The sequence below is a fragment of the Virgibacillus sp. NKC19-3 genome, assembly GCF_019837165.1.
Classification (GTDB): Bacteria; Bacillota; Bacilli; order Bacillales; family Amphibacillaceae; genus Virgibacillus_L; species Virgibacillus_L saliphilus.
Genome location: NZ_JAGYHC010000001.1, coordinates 2,542,331 through 2,563,410 on the forward strand (window position 1 = coordinate 2,542,331; position 21,080 = coordinate 2,563,410).

17 protein-coding genes are annotated in these 21,080 nt (G+C 38.9%); 1 reads left to right on the forward strand and 16 read right to left on the reverse strand.

Annotated features, from left to right (window positions below):
- Window positions 1-83: 83 nt before the first annotated feature.
- Together KFZ56_RS12360 and KFZ56_RS12365 are read right to left on the reverse strand one after the other, a co-directional pair.
- Window positions 84-2,237, reverse strand: a complete 2,154-nt coding sequence (locus KFZ56_RS12360; RefSeq protein WP_222642227.1) for a type IA DNA topoisomerase — start codon at window positions 2,235-2,237, stop codon at window positions 84-86.
- 296 nt (window positions 2,238-2,533) lie between these two features.
- Window positions 2,534-2,998 (reverse strand): flavodoxin domain-containing protein, encoded by a 465-nt coding sequence (locus KFZ56_RS12365; RefSeq protein ID WP_222642228.1) that lies wholly within the window; start codon window positions 2,996-2,998, stop codon window positions 2,534-2,536.
- Window positions 2,999-3,202: 204 nt separating this feature from the next.
- On the opposite strand from KFZ56_RS12365, the gene KFZ56_RS12370 reads away from it, so the two are divergent.
- Window positions 3,203-4,291, forward strand: coding sequence for an NADH:flavin oxidoreductase/NADH oxidase (locus tag KFZ56_RS12370; RefSeq protein WP_222642229.1), 1,089 nt, complete (start codon window positions 3,203-3,205; stop codon window positions 4,289-4,291).
- Window positions 4,292-4,366: 75 nt separating this feature from the next.
- On the opposite strand, the gene KFZ56_RS12375 is transcribed toward KFZ56_RS12370, so the two are convergent.
- From KFZ56_RS12375 to mutM, 14 genes are all read right to left on the reverse strand, one after another.
- Window positions 4,367-5,524, reverse strand: coding sequence for an MFS transporter (locus tag KFZ56_RS12375; RefSeq protein ID WP_222642230.1), 1,158 nt, complete (start codon window positions 5,522-5,524; stop codon window positions 4,367-4,369).
- Between the two features lie 71 nt (window positions 5,525-5,595).
- Window positions 5,596-6,138, reverse strand: a complete 543-nt coding sequence (locus tag KFZ56_RS12380) for a TetR/AcrR family transcriptional regulator (RefSeq protein WP_222642231.1) — start codon at window positions 6,136-6,138, stop codon at window positions 5,596-5,598.
- Window positions 6,139-6,275: 137 nt separating this feature from the next.
- Entirely contained in the window at window positions 6,276-7,757 is a 1,482-nt protein-coding gene (locus tag KFZ56_RS12385) for an Msr family ABC-F type ribosomal protection protein (RefSeq protein ID WP_222642232.1), read from the reverse strand.
- A 438-nt stretch (window positions 7,758-8,195) separates the two neighbouring features.
- Window positions 8,196-8,240 carry an erythromycin resistance leader peptide gene (locus KFZ56_RS20080; protein WP_222643981.1) on the reverse strand — a complete coding sequence of 15 codons (45 nt, stop codon included), beginning with the start codon at window positions 8,238-8,240 and terminating at the stop codon, window positions 8,196-8,198.
- 96 nt (window positions 8,241-8,336) lie between these two features.
- Window positions 8,337-10,226, reverse strand: coding sequence for an ABC transporter permease (locus KFZ56_RS12395; protein WP_222642233.1), 1,890 nt, complete (start codon window positions 10,224-10,226; stop codon window positions 8,337-8,339).
- The gene (locus KFZ56_RS12400) at window positions 10,201-10,965 is read right to left on the reverse strand and encodes an ABC transporter ATP-binding protein (protein WP_222642234.1); all 765 of its coding nucleotides are present in this window, start codon (window positions 10,963-10,965) and stop codon (window positions 10,201-10,203) included. Before KFZ56_RS12400 ends, KFZ56_RS12395 begins: the two co-directional genes overlap by 26 nt.
- A gap of 111 nt (window positions 10,966-11,076) precedes the next feature.
- Entirely contained in the window at window positions 11,077-12,078 is a 1,002-nt protein-coding gene (locus KFZ56_RS12405) for a sensor histidine kinase (RefSeq protein ID WP_222642235.1), read from the reverse strand.
- Window positions 12,075-12,782, reverse strand: a complete 708-nt coding sequence (locus KFZ56_RS12410) for a response regulator transcription factor (RefSeq protein ID WP_222642236.1) — start codon at window positions 12,780-12,782, stop codon at window positions 12,075-12,077. The genes KFZ56_RS12405 and KFZ56_RS12410 overlap by 4 nt, the downstream gene beginning before the upstream one ends.
- 228 nt (window positions 12,783-13,010) lie before the next feature.
- Entirely contained in the window at window positions 13,011-14,195 is a 1,185-nt protein-coding gene (locus KFZ56_RS12415; RefSeq protein WP_222642237.1) for a cation:proton antiporter, read from the reverse strand.
- A gap of 20 nt (window positions 14,196-14,215) precedes the next feature.
- Window positions 14,216-15,631: a sodium/glutamate symporter gene (locus KFZ56_RS12420; protein WP_222642238.1), complete on the reverse strand. Its 1,416-nt coding sequence runs from the start codon at window positions 15,629-15,631 to the stop codon at window positions 14,216-14,218.
- A gap of 209 nt (window positions 15,632-15,840) precedes the next feature.
- Window positions 15,841-17,907, reverse strand: a complete 2,067-nt coding sequence (locus tag KFZ56_RS12425; protein WP_222642239.1) for a catalase — start codon at window positions 17,905-17,907, stop codon at window positions 15,841-15,843.
- 259 nt (window positions 17,908-18,166) lie between these two features.
- Window positions 18,167-19,198: a glyceraldehyde-3-phosphate dehydrogenase gene (locus KFZ56_RS12430; protein WP_222642240.1), complete on the reverse strand. Its 1,032-nt coding sequence runs from the start codon at window positions 19,196-19,198 to the stop codon at window positions 18,167-18,169.
- 426 nt (window positions 19,199-19,624) lie between these two features.
- The gene (gene coaE, locus KFZ56_RS12435) at window positions 19,625-20,224 is read right to left on the reverse strand and encodes a dephospho-CoA kinase (RefSeq protein WP_222642241.1); all 600 of its coding nucleotides are present in this window, start codon (window positions 20,222-20,224) and stop codon (window positions 19,625-19,627) included.
- Window positions 20,225-20,238: 14 nt separating this feature from the next.
- Complete coding sequence (gene mutM / locus KFZ56_RS12440; RefSeq protein WP_222642242.1) at window positions 20,239-21,066, reverse strand: DNA-formamidopyrimidine glycosylase; 828 nt, start codon at window positions 21,064-21,066, stop codon at window positions 20,239-20,241.
- Between the last annotated feature and the right edge of the window lie 14 nt (window positions 21,067-21,080).

The following is a 21,080-nucleotide window of genomic DNA, read 5'->3' on the forward strand; positions in this document are numbered from 1 at the left end:
TTGTTGAATTATTCTTTCCTCTATGTAGGATGTTTTAAGCATTTATATATAGAAAATGCATGTTGACCCCAAGTTTATCCTAGCTATTTCTTAAATTCCATCTTCCAGCTATAATAATCATTATCCGGGTTTTTCTCATACCGTAAATATGCATTGAACTTTTTGCCCTTTTTGCTTGTAAGCCCCTTTACATAGGCCCTTTTATTTTTTAATAGATTTTTCACAAGCGTTTTTGTTGGTTTTTTCTTCATGGATGCCAGATACTTGTCATTCTTCCAAATCATAAATTTGCAACCACTTTTCCAATTGCTGCAGCCAAAACCTTTATAACCTTCTATAATCTTACCACCACAAGCTGGGCAGCTGCCTAGCTCTTCATTTGTTTTCCCGGTTGCCGCAACTTCATTAATAATTTCATCTTTTCCACGCTTTATCGTTTCCACAGATTCATTCGTAAACGAAAAAATGAAATGTAAAAATTCCTTCTTGCTGACATTTCCATTTTGTATATCTGATAAAACTTTTTCTAAGCGGCCGGTAAACTCCAAGTCAAAGAGGTCTGTAACCGGAAAGGTTTCTACAAGCTTTCGACCCAACTGCGTACATAACAGATTTTTACCTTGCGTGGAAATATAGCCTACATCTTTTAATTTCTTGATTGTTTCAGCCCTTGTTGCAGGGGTTCCAATACTGAATCCTGCCAAAATACTTCCCGCTAATTCCTCGCTCTCATCTTCTTTAAAATGCTTACCACATGTTTCCATCAATCGTAATAAGGTTCGCTCCGTATGATGTTTTGGGGGTTTGGTTACATGGGACGTGACCGCTGCATCTAAAAGATAAACAGTCTCTTTGACTTGAACAGAAGGTAAAACAATCTCTTTGGATTCGATATTCTCAACCTTTTTCCACCCCTCAATGAGCTGCACCCTTCCTTTTGAGACAAACTCTCCTTTTACATCTCCTATTTTCGTCGTTAGTTTTGTCTCTTCATATACAGCCACCGGCATAAATTGCATGATGAAACGGTTTTTAATAGCTGTATAAACGATTTGTTCATCGTTTGTGAGACGTTTGGGTTTTAAATAGGTTGGAGTGATAGCACTATGGCTTTCCACTTTGGCGTTATTAAATACGCTTTTCGTTTTCATGAACTTGATTTCATCTTTATATGGAAGATCTTCTGCATGGGTTTCCAGTACCTTAGCTGTTTTTCCAACAAGGCTCTCATCTATGGCAGTACTGGGTGTACGTGGATACGTAATAAACTTTTTCTCATAAAGGGATTGGGCAACTTTTAGAACCTTATCAGATGTCCATCCTTTATATTTATTCGTAATATAACCTTGCAAATTGGAAAGGTTGAATAAAATAGGAGCAAATTCTTTCTTTTCTTTCATCTGCTTATCAATAATGTTTCCATGTTCATATTGAATAGCATTATAGATGATTTCCAAGTCTTCTTTCTTTTTGAATTTCTCATTGTTTTCTTCGACATATGTACCCTGATACTGCTGTTCATCCTCTGTTTGAAAAGTTGCGTTTAGCTTAAAATAGTCTTCCGGAACAAAATTTTCGATTTCCTTATCCCGATCATAAATAATTTTTAGTGTAGGAAGTAGCACCCTACCGATATTAAGGGCTTTCCCCTTCCCTTTCTGGTATTTTAATGTAGCAACAGAGGTTAAATTTATTCCAATCACCCAGTCAGCCCATTGCCTGCTGACACCCGCATCTCTTAACGGTTTCATCGTTTCATTGGTAATTAACTTTTCAAGTCCTTGAAGAACCTCTGCCTGCGTCCATTCATTTAATAATAATCGATACACTTCTTTGTTCGGCTTTTTCCCGCCACGATAAATGATACTGTCACCAATGATCTGGCCTTCCCGATCATAATCACAAGCAGAAATAATCATATCAACATCCTGCCGTTTCATTAAAAAATGGATCGTTTTTAATTGTTTGGCTGCACCACCATTTAATTGTTGCCTATTTCGTGGATTACTTTTTACTTTATATTTAAAATCAGAAGGAATAAATGGGAAGTTGTCCATTTTCCAGCGTGCCATTTTACTATCATAATCTTTCGCATCATAAAGCTGTACTAAATGCCCAAATGCCCATGTAATAATATAGTTATTTCCTTCAAAATAACCATCTTGCTTAGATTTAATCTTCAATGCATCGGCAATATTCTTGGCCACGGAAGGCTTTTCAGCTAATATTAATCTCATTTTTTTCACTCATTTTCATTCGTCTTTTTTATAGTATACCATGTTTCATGCAATATTGGAACAAATGTTCTTTATAAAATTAAAAATGCGATTCGACTGGGGACGTACGCCGAAACGAATGGCATGAATACCGAAGTACGTATATTAATGCCGAAACGAGTGACGTGAATGCCGAAGTAACTGCATTAAAGCCGAAACAAGTGACACGAATGCCGAAGTAAGTACATAAATGTACGATTACATTCAATAGCTTAGCGCAAGTGTATTCATTAATGGGCATCGTGCTTCCCCCATTTTTACTTTTCAGCCTTTTGCCTAATCATTTCACATGCTGTATCTGCCAAGCTTTTACATCTTTCTAATTCCTCCGAATTTGGCTCTAGATCTACTATTATTCTATCTGGAATCATGCTAGCACCTAATATTTCCAATTGCTCATAGACCATGCCAACTGCAGTGCCATATTGCTCATAAGAGGTGTCTGCTGAGCCAAACACGCCACAAATTTTTCCGCTTAAATCCATATCATATAATTTGTCATAAAAATCCTCTGCTTCGAGTGGTAAGTCACCATCGACCCATGTATAAACACCAATGAATATGGCATCATAATCTAAAATTTCATTCGGCTCTATTTCGTTATCTTCAAATAATTTGGTAACTACTTGATGATTATATTGTTCCAATTGTTTTAGTATTGCTTCTGCCATCCATTCCGTATTTCCGGTTAGACTGGTGTAAAGCATTAAAACCTTGCTCATCTCTAATCCCTCTTTCACTATGATGTCACCTAACCTTCACTTTACTGATAGTGATAATCATTTGCAAACAAAGAGGTCTATTTGTAGCCTAGATGCTAATAGACAATTATCTCCTGAGGCAGTTCCATTGACCAGAGAAACATAGTTGAATTATGATATTGCTGTAATAAGAAAAGGATACTATAAAAAATAGGAGGCTTTTTCATGCCACATCTTTTTTCTCCATTAACAATTAAGGATATAACGTTACGAAACAGAATCGGGGTCTCCCCCATGTGTCAATATAGTGCTGATGACGGGATTCCGAATGATTGGCATCTTGTTCACCTTGGTTCACGTGCCGTTGGCGGTGCAGGACTTGTCATTGTAGAAGCTACATCTGTTGAACCACGGGGACGAATTTCTCCTGAAGATCTAGGTATTTATTCCGAAAAACATGTAGAACCTTTCGAACGAATGACACGATTTATCAAAGATCAAGGAGCTGTTCCGGGGATTCAGCTGGCACACGCAGGAAGAAAAGCATCTACATATGCTCCCTGGAAACAAAAGGAGTACGGTGTCGATGTACCTGACCATCAAGGTGGGTGGGAAATTATCGGACCAAGTGCTATTCCCTTTTCCGAGAAAAATCGAACACCAAAAGCATTGTCGCTTGAAGACATCCAACAGATTCAAGAAGCATTTCGTCAAGCAACAATCAGAGCACGGGAAGCGGGATTTCAATGGGTTGAATTTCATGCCGCACACGGCTATTTAGCGCACAGTTTCTATTCACCTCTAAGTAACGAACGTACAGATCAATATGGAGGCAGTTTTGACAACCGGATTCGATTTGTGATAGAAACAGTTCGATTAATGCGCCAAGAGTGGCCGGACAATTTACCGTTCACTGTTCGCATATCTAGCACCGATTGGGTAGATGGCGGTTGGACTATTGAAGATTCCATCGAACTTTCCAAACGCTTAAAAAAAGAAGGAGTAGATCTTATTGATTGTAGTACGGGAGGAAATACACCAAATCCATCGATTAATGTTGGACCAAGTTATCAAGTTCCATTTTCAGAAAAAATCCGTCATGCAGCAGATATTGCAACAGCTGCCGTTGGATTAATTAACCAAGGCATGCAAGCAGACGATCACATTCGTAATGAGCGTGCTGACATCGTTCTCATGGGAAGAGAAATGTTACGAAATCCCTACTTCCCGTTAAAAGCTTCTCAGGATGTCCATCAGAAAGACAAGCTGGATATTCCAGTTCAATATGAACGTGGATGGACAGGTTGGAATTAAGGGTTGAAAAGAATAATTTCAAAGATTGGATCCCATAGAAACTAATTTACTATGGGATTCTTTTAGGCTAACAATTCACCCCCTATATTTCGATACCCTATTCTTAATCTCTCTTGGTCCAAGAATCATTGCGAGAATACCCATGAGGCCATAGATTGCGAATGTAAAAGCAAATCCGACAAGATCAATAAGCATACCTGCAAATAAGGAACCGATGACTTGCCCAACAGCAAGAAGTAAAAAAGGAGTGCCAATCCCTAAAGAAGCATTGGTAATAAATATCCTTATGCCCCAAACCATTAAAACACCTGTGATAAAGATATATGCAATCCCAAATAAAGCAGCTGAAATGTATGCCGCAACCCATTGTTCCGGGAGCCAAGCAAGTAAGATAGAAGCAGCACCAATGACGAGACTCGCCCATTTGTAAGCCCATGGAAGCCCGAAACGTTCAATAAGTGACCCAGAGAAGCCTCCTAATATACCAAAAACACCGATGATTATCCAAAACAGAGGTAACTGCCAGCCACTATAGGATCCCGTTGTTCCAATAAAATCAATGGAGAAGGTCCAAAAAGCCGCCGTCGATATGCCAAGTACTGTTGAACAAATGATCAAGGGCACAGCGCCTTTCACCCCTCTAAAAGAAAATTCCCCTTTATGAAATTTCACGTTGGGATCAGAACTGATTGGTGGGATCACCTTTGCATTCCATACAAGTGCAAACAGCGCAATAAACGCATAGATAAGATAGGTTAACCTCCACTCTGAAGCAAGCATAAGCGCCCCTGCCCCCGCGAGGACAATACCGATACTAGTACCGGAGTTAATCCATGTATTGGCTTTTCCTTGTTTTTTATGTTCAATCCAAAGGGAAACCGATGCGCCGTATGGCGGTGATACAAGCCCAGTGCTTGCGCCGGCAAATAGGACACCTAACCCTAATAGCCATACATTAGGAGATGTTCCCATGATTAATAAACCAAGAAAAGCAGAAGTACCGGCAGCAAGAATCATGATACGAGGCCCCTTATCGGTCGTTAGAACAGTAGAGAGTATGATTGCAAAACAATAAGCAAGATAGAAAAGGGAAGAGATTATACCGGAAACAAACGAGGACATTTCCAAACTATTATTGATATTTGGAAGCAACAACCCGTAGCTAAATCTTGCAAGTCCATACGTAACAGCGATCATCGTGATTCCTGGTATGACCAATCTTGAAAACTTCATGACACCTCTCTCCAATCATCAGTATATAGAACGACCTTTATAGTTTATATATAAAAAAGGAACGATGGCAGCTAAATAATCTTCTTGGCCATCGCCACAGAATATTCCGTCGCTTTTTCTGCTCCTATCAATGTAGTCATCGAAGTTGCTCCTTCAAGCAACAGTGTAAAATAATGAGCTAGATCTTTGTAACTTTCTTCACCATTTTGTTTCGCCAAAATTTGAAAATAACGCAGAAGTTTTGATTTATGTGAACGGGCAATACTTTCAATGTCATTATTGGTCCCCGCATAATCTTCTATCGCTCGTAAAAACATATCCCCTTGATAGGACTCTTCTTCCAGCCATTTTCCATGAGCTTCCACCGCCGTAAGAAAAGGAGAATCGCTCTCTCCCTGCTTAAAATTATCTAAGTACGACCAATATCTTTCTTCCCTTTGCTTTAAAACCTCTTCCACTAAATGATCTTTTGATGAAAAATGATTATAAAGCGTCATTGTCGCTACATCGGCCTCACTGATAATCTGCTTGAGGCCAACACCTCGAAAGCCATGTTCATAAAATAGTCTTTCTGCCACATTTAAGAGCGCCTCTTTTTTTACTGATGTATGCATACCATACCCCTTTTTAGATAGAATGACCTTTCTATTTATAAAACTAACATATTTTATAATCATCATCAACCGAATAGTCGTATAAACATTTAAATGACCACCCTAAAGAGGTGGTCATTTAAATGTTTGGTTTTTTATTACTCCATATCGTGTTCATTTGAAATCACGTTGGATTCCATTTTTTTCTCAAAAATATGATAGTTTATATCTGCTACATTCTTAATGAATGCTCGGTCATGGGTAACAAAAAGAATCGTTCCTTTATAGCCTGTTATAAACTGTTCTAATGCTTCGATAGCTTGAATATCTAAAAAATTAGTAGGTTCGTCTAATAATAAAATATTATATTCCCCTAAGAACAGCTGACAAAGTTGAAGACGAATAGCCTCACCTCCACTTAGTGACGTCACCTTTTTTTGTATATCTGTACCAACAAACTGCATTGAATGTAAAACACTTCGTAAAAATCCTTCATCATAGTCGGAAACGCTTTTCACGTGTTCAAGCACCGTTTTATCAGTTGTAAATTGATAACTCATTTGTTGAAAGTAACCAATTTTAGCTTTTGGTGAGATCGTCAATCCCTCTCTATTATTTGCAATATGATGAAGCAATGTACTTTTGCCACTGCCATTCGCGCCTGTAATTGCAATTTTTTTCCCGAGTGGAAATTGAAAACTTACCTTATCTAATAAGACGTTGCTCTCTATTTGAAGTGTGAATCGGTCTGCCATAATCGGGAATTTATTATGCAATTCCAATGCTTTGGACTGTCGGAATACGATTTGTCTTTCTTCTTGCAAAGCTTCGACTTCCTCAAGGTTTTCCAGTCGAGATTCAATCGCTTTTGCCGCACGTTGAACGCTCTTTTGGCTAGATCCTTTTGATTTCGTCATGAACGATTTATCCGGTTTTGCATTTGCTTCTTTTTTGGACATACGTCCAGCTTGAGCAACTTTTTCCGCTTTTTTCATCTTTTCCTGTGCAGCTTTTTCAAGCCGGCTTTTTTCCTTAAGAAATTGTTCATGCGCCTGACTTTGTTGTTCTCGCTCCAGCTGCTTTTGCTCCATATACGCGCTGTAATTCCCTGCATAAACACGTACCGTGCCTTCATGTACTTCCCAGATTGTTGTAACGAGTTCGTCGAGTACAGCGCGGTCATGACTAATTAACACAAGTGCTCCATAATAATAGCGTAATTGATCAAGTACAAATTCTATACCGGCTTGATCCAAGTGGGTTGTCGGCTCATCCATTAGTAATGCTTCGTGATAATGTGTAAACAGTTGTGCCATTTTAAGTCTTGTTTGCTCTCCGCCGCTTCGCCACTCAGAATGTTGTGCAGTAGCTAATTTTCCAAGTAACGCGGGGTCAGTCTCTCTGTCTACAGGCGCCTCCACTTGTTCAAAATAACCAGACTCTGCATGGATATTCACGTTCCCTTTTGATGGTTGAATAATACCGGCAAGTAGTTTTAATAACGTGCTTTTTCCTGCACCATTTTTCCCAACGATCCCAATGCGGTCAAATTGATGTACAGCTAACCGATCAATCTTTACTATCTCTTTATCTAAATACGTGACTTCGACATTTTCTAATTCAAAACATAATGGTTCCATCTTTGCTACCCCCCGAAATGTTGTAATTTCGTACCGATAGCCAGGATCGATACGAGCTTTTATTGCTATTTGAGCTCGTATCAGAAGAATAGTAAGAATTGCATCCTTCAATTTCCTCCTTCACCGTTTTACTGACTCCATTTAAAAAGTCACAAGCATCTGCTTGTGACTGAGAGTAAAGGGAAAGATACCGAAACCATCCTTATGAAAAGAAAGCGCTAGTAGATAAACCTGTCTTTAACATATGAAGGGAAATTTGACATAAAGAAAGAAAGGCAGAACAATCCACCTTTCTAACCATTGCATATTTTTATACATACATCACCTTTGTCAATCTGGTCGAAATGTATTTATCTAAAATATGAAATGAAGATTATTAAAAAAGGACAGACCAAACCCGTTTACTCTGATACAAACAGAGCCTTTGAACATATTCAATTACTGGTTCAAAGCTGAGAAACGTAGTCTCATCGCATGTGTCATTTTTAATAATCCTCCTTGTCCTTTAAAAGTATAATTTCATTATATGTTTTTGGCGAGAATAAGTCAACTTTTTTCGGGCATTCGATGGTTCATAACCTAGTAAATAGCTTCTCGTATTTGTTTCGTATAAAAATACCTTACTATCCCAAAATACACAACCTGAATCAATGCAAAACTGCCAAGCACAAGCGTCGACTCCTGTAGAAGGTTATAATCAAACATGTGTGAGAGCGCCGTTAGTGCTACTGCTCCATGAACAAGTGCAACAACAATCGGTGCGAAAAATAAAATTGCTGTTTGTCGGTTGATCACTTTTTTCAATTCGGAATTCGTCAACCCCATTTTCGCAATCGTCTTGAATTTTTCCTTATCATCATCAAGATCGGTATAAAGACGGAAATACAGAAAGCTTCCAGCGGAAACAAAGAACACGATCCCGATGAATAATCCAATAAACATGATAGGACCATATGCTTTATTAATTTGATAAATGGTGTGGTCGATTGCTAAAAAGTTATAGCCACCTATTTCATTAAATATATCTTCCCCTACCTGTACAAGTGTATCATGCTGTGCATTATCCGCAATCCATGCTACATTCGTCTCCGTGGAAGTAGGTTGTGGTAACTGTTCATACCTATCATCACTGATAATGTAATAGGAAAACATCTCCGGCAGCACATGAGCTTCCATCATCCTGCTTGGTTCTATGGTTGTACCATCTGCCAATTCAATCGGAACATTCATCAATCTATCCGATTCACTGCCAGGCATTAACACTCTATCGCTATCTGCTACAACAATCGCTTCATCATCTTCTACCTGAACCTTTTTTTCACCAATCAGTGCTGCCACTTGATTATAGTCAGATTCGTTGGTAATTAACACATCTTCATCATTCTGGTTAAAATAATTCATGTCAACGACACGTGCGTCTGTTTGAATATGATATGCATCCATTGTTTTTTCAATGATGCCAATATCTTTTTCCATATCGCCTTCCTGATCATCCGGATTGGAATTATACGAAAATGTGAACGGATGCATCTCCTCCAGCCCTCTTGTCGCATACGACTGGAAACCATATAAGGAACCAATGGCGCTAAAAGCAACAGTTGAAATAATGGCCACCATAAAAAATGTTCGTGCGTTATCCTTCATTCGGAATGATAAATCAGAAAAAAGCACCATATTTGTTTTACGCCAAAAAAATCGCTTGCTTCGTTTCAAACGTCGGATGACATAGACACTTAATTGGGTAAATAGCAAATATGTTCCAATAGTGACAACAATAATCACTGGCATCATGGCAACAACGACCTGTATTCCTTCTACAGATAGAGCCGTGCCATAGCCGACGATAAGTAGAATTGCAGCAATAATTGTAAGTATAATGGATGCTTTTGGCTCACCTTTTGATCGCACATCCCCTTTGATTAAGTCGATCAATTTTCGTGTACGGAGAATAAATGACACGAATAGTGAAATACATATAAACAAAATAATAAACGATACAAATGTTAAGATCATCGCCGCTGTCGGAAAATAAAAATTAAGTGTTTCATCAATAACGAGGACATTTTCCGCAAGCAGTAATATCGCCTTGGCAAAGACAAGACCAAGTATAATACCGCCCAATGTAGCAAGAAAACCGATCAGCATATTTTCCATAAATACCATTAGACGGATTTGTTTCGTGGACATCCCCTGCATCATCAGCAGTCCGAACTCTCTCTTGCGCGACTGCAAAAACGAACTCATGGAGTACAAGACAAAAAAGAAAGAAAACACATAAATGATTCCCCCGGCAATCGCCATGCCGTACAATATTTCACCTCGAATCGATCCATCCATAAAAGCCGGATGAAAGGCAAAGATGGCGAATGCAAAGAAAACCATCACGGTGAACAGGCTACTCAAGAAATAAGCAGCATACAACCGTTTGTTGCGGATGACATTATTAAACGCGAACTGACGAAAAGTCACTGTCATCCCCTCCCATCAGGGAAAGCGTATCAATAATTTTTTGGAAAAAGGTTTGCCGGCTCTCCCCACGGTGAATTTCCGAATAAAATTTCCCATCACGAATGAAAACAACCCGATCAGAATAGCTCGCTGCCTGCGGATCATGGGTAACAAGCATCATCGTTGTCCCATCCTCTTTATTGATGGCTTCAAACATTTCCATCACATCTTTAGAAGCTTTGGAATCTAAGTTTCCTGTCGGTTCATCCGCAAGTAGTAATTTGGGCTGATGGATCATTGCTCTGGCAGTAGCTGCGCGCTGTGCTTGACCACCGGATATTTCATAGGTACGCTTATCCATGATCTGGGAAATACCAAGTTTTTTCGCTATAACCTCTGCTTTATTTTTCATATCCTTGACACGTGCTCCATCCAACGTAAGTGGCAAAACAATATTTTCCTCAACTGTCAATGTGTGCAAGAGGTTAAATTCTTGAAACACAAATCCTAATTCTCGTCTCCTGAATTTGGCAAGCTCATTCTTATTCAACTTATGTGGATTTTTCCTTTCAATCAGAACTTCCCCCGATGTAGGTTCATCGATGGTAGCAATCATATTGAGAAGGGTCGTCTTCCCGCTTCCGGATGGTCCCATAATTGCGACGAACTCACCCTTTTCAATTTCCAGATCAATCGCTGACAAAGCCTTATAGGCAATTTTTCCTTCGTACACTTTACTAGCATTTTTTATTTGTAACATAATGGTCTCCTTTCACGGATGGCAAACTTAAATAATTGCCCCATACATATTTGCTACTATCAGTGTATCGCCCTTAGCCTTGTCACACCATGGATCATTCTTTCATTTTCCTTACAGTGATGTAATGTTTTGTGCAGATGAAAATACAATGCGAAATTTTGTCCCTTCACCGATTGTACTTTCCACCTCAATAGCATGTCCCAGATAATCGGACACCTCTTTGACAAGATACAGCCCCATACCGGTTGATTCTCGGAACTTACGCCCATTTTCACCAGTATAAAATGCATGAAAGATTCGCTTACGATCAGCTTCCGGAATCCCTATTCCAAAGTCCTTCACTTCAAAAACAGCCGCCCCCTTACGTTCATAAAGAGAAAGAATGATTTGCTTGCTTCTTCCTGCCGAATATTTCACCGCATTTTGGATGAGCTGTGTCATGATAAACAACAGCCACTTCTCATCTGATTCTACGACGATCCTGGATTTGTCTTTTTCCAATTTTGGATAGACTTCATTCCGGATAAAAAAACGTTTATTATCCTGGTTAATTTCATGAACAAGCTCCTCTACATCTACTGGTTTAATCTGGAAATCCTGCTCAATCGTCCTAAGGCGCGCCATATACAAAACCGTATTCAAGCCTGTCTTTATCTGCTCGGTTTCTTCTCGAATATTCGATGATTCCGGTTCATCGAGATTTTGAGCAGTCAATTCAATTACTGAAAGCGGTGTTTTCATTTGATGCACCCATCGATCGATAAACGTAAAATGTTCTTCTTTACTGGAATCAATTTCGCTAAGTTGTGCTGTGTATAACTTGTACTGCGATTTCAACAAATGATCGAGCGCTTTTGCAATCGGAACAGATTCCGTTTTTTGCAATGATTCATCAAGTGACTCCAACGGTTTCTCAAGCCGTTGGTAATATTTTCTTCTAGTAAAATAATGATAGACAAGATAACAGCCAAATAAGAAAAATCCAAGAAAAACCACATAGCTTATCGTTTGAATCTCACGGTATCCATCCAACCATAGAACGAAAAAAACCATGAGAAACTGAAAACATTGCAATCCGATCAATAATTTATTTTCATTCATGAATAACTTCATAGTGGAGTCGCCTCATCCCATGTCACATGAAGCCGGTAGCCTGCACCTCTAACCGTTTCCACAGCATCATTGATTCCAAGCTCTTGGAATTTTTTCCGAACACGGGTAATATTTACATTCAGTGTATTTTCATCGACAAACGTTTGATCATCCCATAATTTTTCCAGTAAGTCTTCCCTACCGGCCACCCTTGGATGTCTGTCCATCAAGCTTTCGATGATATCTGTCTCTTTCTTGGTGAGCGCAACTGTATTACTGGCAAATTTGAGCTCAAATCGTTCTGGAAAAAGCTTGAGCCCATGCTTTTGAAGGATTCTCTCCTCATGTTTCGCCGCATATTCCCCATAAGCCCGGCGCAATTGACTGCGTATTTTTGCCATGACAATATCCGGATGAAAGGGCTTTGTAATAAAATCGTCCCCGCCATTTTCCAGCGCCATCACCTGATCCATTTCCCCAGTCCGAGCAGAAATAAAAATAACGGGACAGATCGATTCAAGACGAATTTGTCTACACCAATAGAATCCATCAAAACTAGGAAGGTTGATATCAAGTAAAACAAGATCCGGAAGATAACTACGAAACGTAGTCATCAAGTTTTCAAAGTCATCGGCTATAACAACATCATAGCTGTATTTTTCTATAAAGGTATACAAATGATTCGCAATTTTTATGTCATCTTCGACAATCATTATTTTCTCCATGGTCAAGCCCTCGTTTCAAGTATACTGCAGTTTGATTATAACATTTCAAGTGCAAATCCAGAGTACTAAACTAGGACGGCGTAAACATCTCTTAATTAAATTTTACCACAAAAGCACCCCCAATGTACTGTTGCATACAATTATCGTTATTAAGAAAGGTCCCTTTTTTCAAGATTACCCTTCTTTATCATACAATCGAAAACAATCTGTCATTGGAGGTGTTACATTCTAAATTTTTAATCGTTTTGTTAACGGATATACACCTACACTTTGAACGACTAATGAAAGCAGAATCACAGCGAAAGTTAGAGAGATGAGGATATCATCATTACTAGCTGCTGCTTCAAGTCCCATAAGTAACGCTACAGACATCGTTCCCTTTATACCTGCCCATGTAATCAGCGAACTATCTTTTAAAGTGAATTCGCTTCTCCATGCGGGTATGATTTGAGTTAATCCCGTGAATGCCAACCAGCGAGTGACTAACGATAAAATAAAAATGATAACCGCCAGTGTCCACTGAGAAAAGACTAAATAGTCTGCTGCCTGGATGCCGATTAGCAAAAACAGCAAGGCTAACAGAGATGGCTCTACAATGTTCCAAAATCCGTCCAGAGAATCTCGAAAATGAGCCTCTTTGATATTTTTTCCGAATTCCCAGGAGAGCATCATTCCTGCTGTCACCGTGGATAGTACACCGGAAACGCCTACTAATTCACCAAGGTAAAAACTGCCATAGGCAACAATCAAACTTAACATTACTTGATAGGTTCGGTGTGATGAATAATGCACTGCTTTACTCATTAGCCATCCAAACGTAACACCAAGGGCAACACCACCGATAGATACAAATAAAAATTCTCCGAGGAATGCGCCGATAGAAAAGCTTGTTTCTTGGACAAACATCCCGAAAAATATAGAGAAAAGTACAATGCTCGTACCATCATTTAATAACGATTCGCTTTCTACAACATCGGCTATTTTTTCATTACTTAATGCGCTTTTTAAAATAGAAACGACAGAAACCGGATCCGTAGGCGAAAGTATGGAGGCCATCAATAATGCTCCTACAAACGACATTTGTATAAAAGTAGCACTGACAACATAAATAGCTGACCCTAGCAATATGACGGTTAATAGCAAACCAAGCGTACCAAGACAGATGACTATCCATTTATTTTTTCGCAAATAATCAAGCGGAAAGTTATAGGCGGAAGTAAATAACAACGCAGGCAAAAACACATTAAATAACAATTCTTTAGAAATCGTTATATCATCAAAATAAGGTACAAAAGCAAGGGCTAAACCTACTATCACTAAAACAACGGGTACCGGAAAATAGGTTTGTTTTTTATCCATAGAGAATACGATATATCCAATGAACAGCAAAAGCAGTACTTGATGGGAACTCAATGATCTCTCCCTTCCTTCATTTATGATTTCTTTTTACCAAAATATAATAACCCGGTTAATGCACCAATGACACACATAACCACTGCAAAAATAAAGAATGGTATCGCCCCAAGTTGATAGATTAGCGGTATCGATAAGGCGGTTACCAATCCGCCACCAAGAAATGGCTCATATATCAATTGCTTGTAACCAAAACCTTCAAATGCAGGTGATTCATTTTTGGGATCTGCTATTCGCATCAATAATAAACCTGTAGCTGTTATGCCCATCGATTGTCCGAAATCTCCGATACCACGTTCAAACCAGTAGGATGGGATCATTCGTGGTGCTAAATAAAGAATGCCAAATACGTTCCATGCTATTCCTGCTGCTGCCAATAGCAGAAATGGAATAATATACTGACCAATAATATCAAGGGAAACCGTAGCAATCGCTGTCAGAATTAATATATCAAGGGAAAATCCTTGGATTCGATTCATCATTTGCCGATCGATAATCTCTGTATTATCTATTTTATTAAAGAAAATCTGCAGGAGGATACCACCAATCATTGCTAATGGGAATAAGGGAATGTATGTCATGAATTCAGAACCTGTAAAGGCTCCCCATGTTGCTCCTTCCAGCCAAATTAAGAATTGCAGTATTACATACCCCACCAAAACAGCCAGTCCAACAACTGCAAAATGTAAGGAAAGGGGTTCAATCGATTCTGGACGAACCGTCATTGTAGCTGCATGATCTCGCTTTTCAAATTCCATTATTCCTTGCTTTCTTAAAGTGGAAAATCCTTTGACATCCTTAATCACATTTGTCTTTTCTTTACGTATTGCCCAATTAATTAAGATAATCCCTACAATTACACCGGATAGAATACCGACAGTGGCTAAACCAATAGCAAGATCATATCCTTCAGAAAACCCGAGTTCTTCAAATGTACCTTGCATTCCTGCAGCGGTACCATGCCCGCCTTCAAATGCTACTTCAATTAAAGCGCCTGTCATTGGTGGCAGTCCAAAGAACGGAGATAGAACGAAGATAGCAAGTAAAATACCAATGACATATTGCCCCCAGCCGATCGTCCAGCCAAATGAAAGCTGCGGGCCACCTATTTTCCATATTTTAGATAATGATGGGATCGTTGCTCCTAGGAATAATGTTGCAAAGACCACATTGATCATCAACCCAGGCAAGGCTTCCCAGACTTCCATCACTTCCGGCGTCATAACTCCAGTAGCCCAAAATGAATCTTCACCAACAAAATTCTCCATGATCTTCCCGAGAACCTGAGGCCCTAATAGCAACGCTAAAAAACCTCCAATGACGGAGGATGGAAGAAATAAATTTTGCAGCCAATTCACACGTACACGAATCCATTTTCCAATGAGAAGAAATACCCCTAAATATAATAATGTAAACCCTATTTGATCAGGTGTCATATAAAAAACTCCTTTTCATGTATGTGTTTATATCATCTTTTAATTTTTATTCCCTGAATTTTTATTTTCAAACGAAAGTAGGATAGATTTTAAATCTATCCCGATTCATGATCCTTTATGAAGTAAACATCTCTCTTTTTTAAAAATTTTATTATATAGACTCACATAAACAGAGGCTTAACCAATGAAGTGATTAAGCCGGTTCTTTTCTATTTTCTGTTCCAAAAGCGTTGCTGCGCGATAGCTGAAACAAAATCCTCTCTAAAGTTTTCATTGTTTTTAGCAAAAACCACGCCAGCAAAATTATTTTTACTCGACCTATGCATATATGCTTCTCCAGTCGTTGCAACTCCAATCGGTTTATAGTGTTTATATGCTTGACTTACATAAGTCATGATATCCTGGCTAAATTTTTCCTCATTTTTTGAACGCCCACCAACGATGTAAAGTGCATCATACAGATAAGGACTCCTTGTAATGAATATGGCATCAACGTTAAGACTTGTGCCATCTGATCCTGTAACCGTACCAAGTTGTTCACTTACAATTTCAAGAAATACTCCGGATTGCTGTAAATAGTCAAGTACACTTGTTACCTCATTTGTATCAAAATCATCGCCAATTAGTACACCTACTTTTTGCGTATAAGCATATTTTGGTGTATGGTACTGGCTAAGCGAAGGGTAACTTGTGGAAACGGGGACATTGGATCCACTTGGTTGTTCTACACCGATATTATCAGCAATAATGCAAGCCATTTCCTTATCCACATTGACTAGTAAATTAGCATTTTGCTGGCGAACCGATTTACTTTTTACCTTGCCAAGTTGATAACTAAACCCTTCAATGGTATGCTGCTTTTCAATAGGGGTCATGCTGTTCCAAAGTATCCTTGGTTGTGTAAAGTAATCTTTGAACGAATCGCTTCTGGCTCTAATTTTGTATCCTTCTACTTTGCCTGGATAACTTACATAACCGCCTTCTTCCGGGGGGACCGTGTATGGTGTATTATTTGCGAGTGAATTTTGATGATAGTTTACTGGATCAACATCGATTCGCTCCTTCATATAACCTCGTCGCTGATTATTATGAAATGGGCAGAGTGGTCGATTAATTGGTAAGTTTGCGTAATTAGAGCTGCCAAGTCGATGTTGTTGTGTATCTCGATACGCCAGTAATCTTCCTTGCAAGACAGGGTCATTGGAAAAATCGATTCCCGGAACGACGTTGGCAGGATTAAATGCGACTTGTTCAGACTCTGTAAAGTAATTATCAATATTTCGATTTAATGTCATCTTACCAACCTTGCGAACCGGGACAAGCTCTTCTGGCCAAAACTTGGCAGGATCGAGAACATCAAAATCAAATTTAAATTCATCCTCCATCGAAATCAACTGGACGCCCAATTCATATTCCGGATACGCTCCTTGATCAATCGCCTCTCGCAAGTCTTTGCGATGGAAGTCTGGATCGATACCACCAAGGTTTATGGCCTCATCTTGAAGCAGAGAGTGAACACCCAGTACAGGCTTCCACACAAAACGAACAAAAGTTGCGACTCCTTGCTCATTGACGAACAAGTACGTATTAATAGACCACGATTCCATCATTCGATAACTTCTCAAAATCCCCCGATCGGTCATGATCCACTGTACCATATGAAGTGCTTCGGGATTATTGGCTACATAATCCCAGAATCTATCATGTGCACCAGTAGCTGTTGGTATATCACTTGCTTGCTTCGATTGATACGAATGCATCGCATCCGGAAACTTCATCGCGTCTTGATTAATTAATACAGGCATGGCAATTGTTGTTAAATCATAATTTCCTTCTTCTGTATACATCTTTACACCGAGGCAACGTAAATCTCGTGCCGTATCATACGACCCTTTAGGTCCCTGTACAGTAGAAAATCGAACCGTTAATGGCGTTGTTTTACCTGCTTCTTGTAAAAATCCCGCCTTTGTCACATCTTTCATAGATTGATAACATTCAAACTCACCATACGCACTATAACCCCTAGCATGAACTACTCTTTCCGGAATCTCTTCATGGTCAAACCGTGACATTTTTTCAAAAAACTCATAGTCTTGACGTAATGAGGGGCCGCGTACGCCTGCTTTCAATTGATCCGTATCTTGTGATCTTTTTTTCCCTTCATCTGTCGTCATTGGCTCTCCAGCATTATTAATGCGATACTGATTTAGTTGCTCCTGTTTCGCATTTTGACCTACATGCCGATTGTTTTCTGAAGATGATGACTTCTCATCCATGTAACTTTACACCCCAATCTCAAATAGTTAAACCCTACACATACATATGCATTTTTTCTGGATTTAGAACGTGAATGACTCATCACTTAAGTAATTTTACAATATTCATTCACTATTTGAAGATTCTAAGGGGGAGTATCCGATATGACTTTTTAGAAGCATTTAACTCCCTTTTTCTATTTGAAATTAGACTATTAGCTATGATTGCTATTTCGAAAAAAAGCATCTACCGCAATCGATAGATACTTTTTATTATTTATTATGAAATTTGCACCTGCTCCTGGTGTAAATAGTTTCCTACATAATTTGTTAAATCAAGCACACGCCTAGAATAACCCCATTCATTATCATACCATGCCAGAACTTTGAGTTTATTATCTTCCAAAACAATAGTGGATAATCCATCAATAATTGCTGAATAATCAGTTGTGGTATAATCAATGGATACGAGTGGATCATCGCTATACTCCACAATTCCTTTCAAATTATTTTCAGACGCTCTTTTAAATGCATGATTTATCACATCAACCGTGATAGATTCTCTAACATCTACTACTAAATCTACCAAAGATACATTTGGTGTGGGCACCCTTAATGCCATACCGTGTAGTTTTCCATCTAAGTGAGGCATTACCTCACCTATAGCCTTTGCCGCACCAGTTGAAGTTGGAATAATAGATTGGGTGCACCCGCGTGCCCTGCGCAAATCTTTATGCGGATTATCTAAATTCTTTTGATCGTTTGTAATCGCATGCACTGTTGTCATCATACCACTGGTTACGGTAAAGTTATCATCCAATACCTTCATTACTGGTGCTAAACAATTTGTTGTACAAGAAGCATTGGAAATCACATCATCTTTTTGTGGATGATAGGTAGCTTCATTTACACCCATTACGATTGTCTTATCTACTTGTTTACCAGGGGCTGTAATAATCACTTTCTTTGCACCAGCCTGAAGATGCAGACCCGCGCTTTCCCTCGTTTTAAATTTACCTGTAGCTTCGACGACTACATCAATATCCAGCTGCCTCCACGGAAGTTTATCCGGTTCACGTGCGTTTACAATTTTAACTTCTTTATGATTAACAGTTAGTGTATCATGAAACGCTTTCACTTCTTCGTTAAAAATGCCATGAACACTATCGTATTTTATTAAATGTGCAAGTGTGGCTGAAGGATAGCTCGCATTAATTGCAACGACCTCTAGGTTGTCATCCATAACCGCCTGACGAAAGACCATTCGCCCAATCCGGCCAAATCCATTTATAGCAATTCGGATCCTGTTCATCAATAATCCCCCTAATTACGTTATACTATTTTTTGGTTTTATACAATTAGTATAACATATTTAAGCTAAAATGTGTTACCCAATTATTTATTTTAACTGTTTGTTTAGAGATGATTATTTTTGAATAAAAGGTATAAACTTCGATATTATGATAATTCCTTTGCAAACACTCATTGAGAGCAAGGATTCACTCCGGAAAACACACTTCGCTAATAGTGTGGCAGCTGCCGCCTTCCTCGCCAGTTTGGGGTAGCGAAGAGCGGTGACTCTTGCGGAAATAGCACGTGTCCGAAGCTCCGCAGCGGCATTTTTTCCGCGAGGAGGCTGAAGCCGTGCCCTAAGGATACGCATCCGCCTTCGCTGACCTGAATGGCGATTATAGCAAATAATATTTACGTCACAGTTATCAACTGTGGAAATAATATGTTATACGTCTTTCCATTCTTTTACCAATTGTTCCAACTGTTGATAGGATTCGTATTTGTCACCATTATTATTGATAATAGCATCTGCTTTTTCCGCTTTTTCCTTAATAGGGATCTGAGCACGGATACGCTGGTATGCTTCTTCTTCTGTATAGCCGTCCCGATTTATTAAACGTTGCAGTTGTACTTTCTCCTCTACATAGACAACTACTACCTTATCAACAAAATGGGTTAACTTACTCTCAAATAATAAAGGTATATCGAGAACAACTAAAGGCTCTTCTGCTTGTACATAAGCATCTCGTTGCTCAAGCATTTTTTCTCTGACTGCAGGATGCACAATACGGTTTAATGTTTTTCGCCTTTCTTCATCAGCAAAGACAATAGAACCTAACTTTTCCCGATCCAGCGTATTATCCTCCCGTAAAATATCCTCACCAAATGCATGAATAATGTTATCATAAGCTTTTTCACCGGGTTTTACGACTTCCCTTGAGATTTTATCTGCATCAATTACGGGTATATTCAAGTCATCGAACATTAAGGAAACAGTACTTTTTCCACTTGCGATACTGCCTGTTAATCCGATAATCAGCGTCATCTTTCTATCTCCTTTTATAGTTTTTGACAGGTATTACATATATGGGTCCCCCGGCCGCCAACTTTTATTTTGACGATAGGGCTTCCACATTTTTGACAGGCTTTATCTTCTTGGCCGTAAACAAACAACTCCTGCTGGAACATACCCATGTCACCTTGCACATTCACATAGGAACGAATAGTAGTACCTCCCTGTTTAACAGCATCGGCCAAGGTTGCTATAATTTGCTTTTGAATTGCTTTTATTTCGTTTTTCGTTAATTTACTGGATTGTTTTAATGGATGGACATTTGCTTTATATAACGTTTCATCAACATAAATGTTCCCAAGCCCACTTATAATAGATTGATCCAATAAAACAACTTTAATCACACGGTCTGTGCTTTTTAATTTATTATAAAGATAATCAAGGGTAAAAGTTTCATCAAAAGGATCAGGCCCCAGTTTGTTCAACGGTTTTTGAGATCCTTCTTCCCCTCTTTTATAAAGATGCATGGTACCAAATTTACGTACATCGTTATAGCGAAGTTCTCCACCATCTGTAAACGTAAAAATTACATGTGTATGTTTTTTTACAGGCTCTGAAGCTTGGTGAACACTATACTTTCCCTCCATACGCAAATGAGAAACTAACACGTAATCATCCAACTGAAATAGTAGGAATTTTCCTTTTCGTGTGAGATCCCGAATTGTTTGTCCTGCTAAGAGTGTTTTAAAACGCTCTACGTCATCGGGCTCCTTGACTATATTCGGCCAATAGATAGCTACGTCCTCGATTGTTTTATGCATAACGAGATGCTTTAATGTTTCTTTTATTGTTTCTACCTCTGGTAATTCCGGCATGTAAATGATTCTCC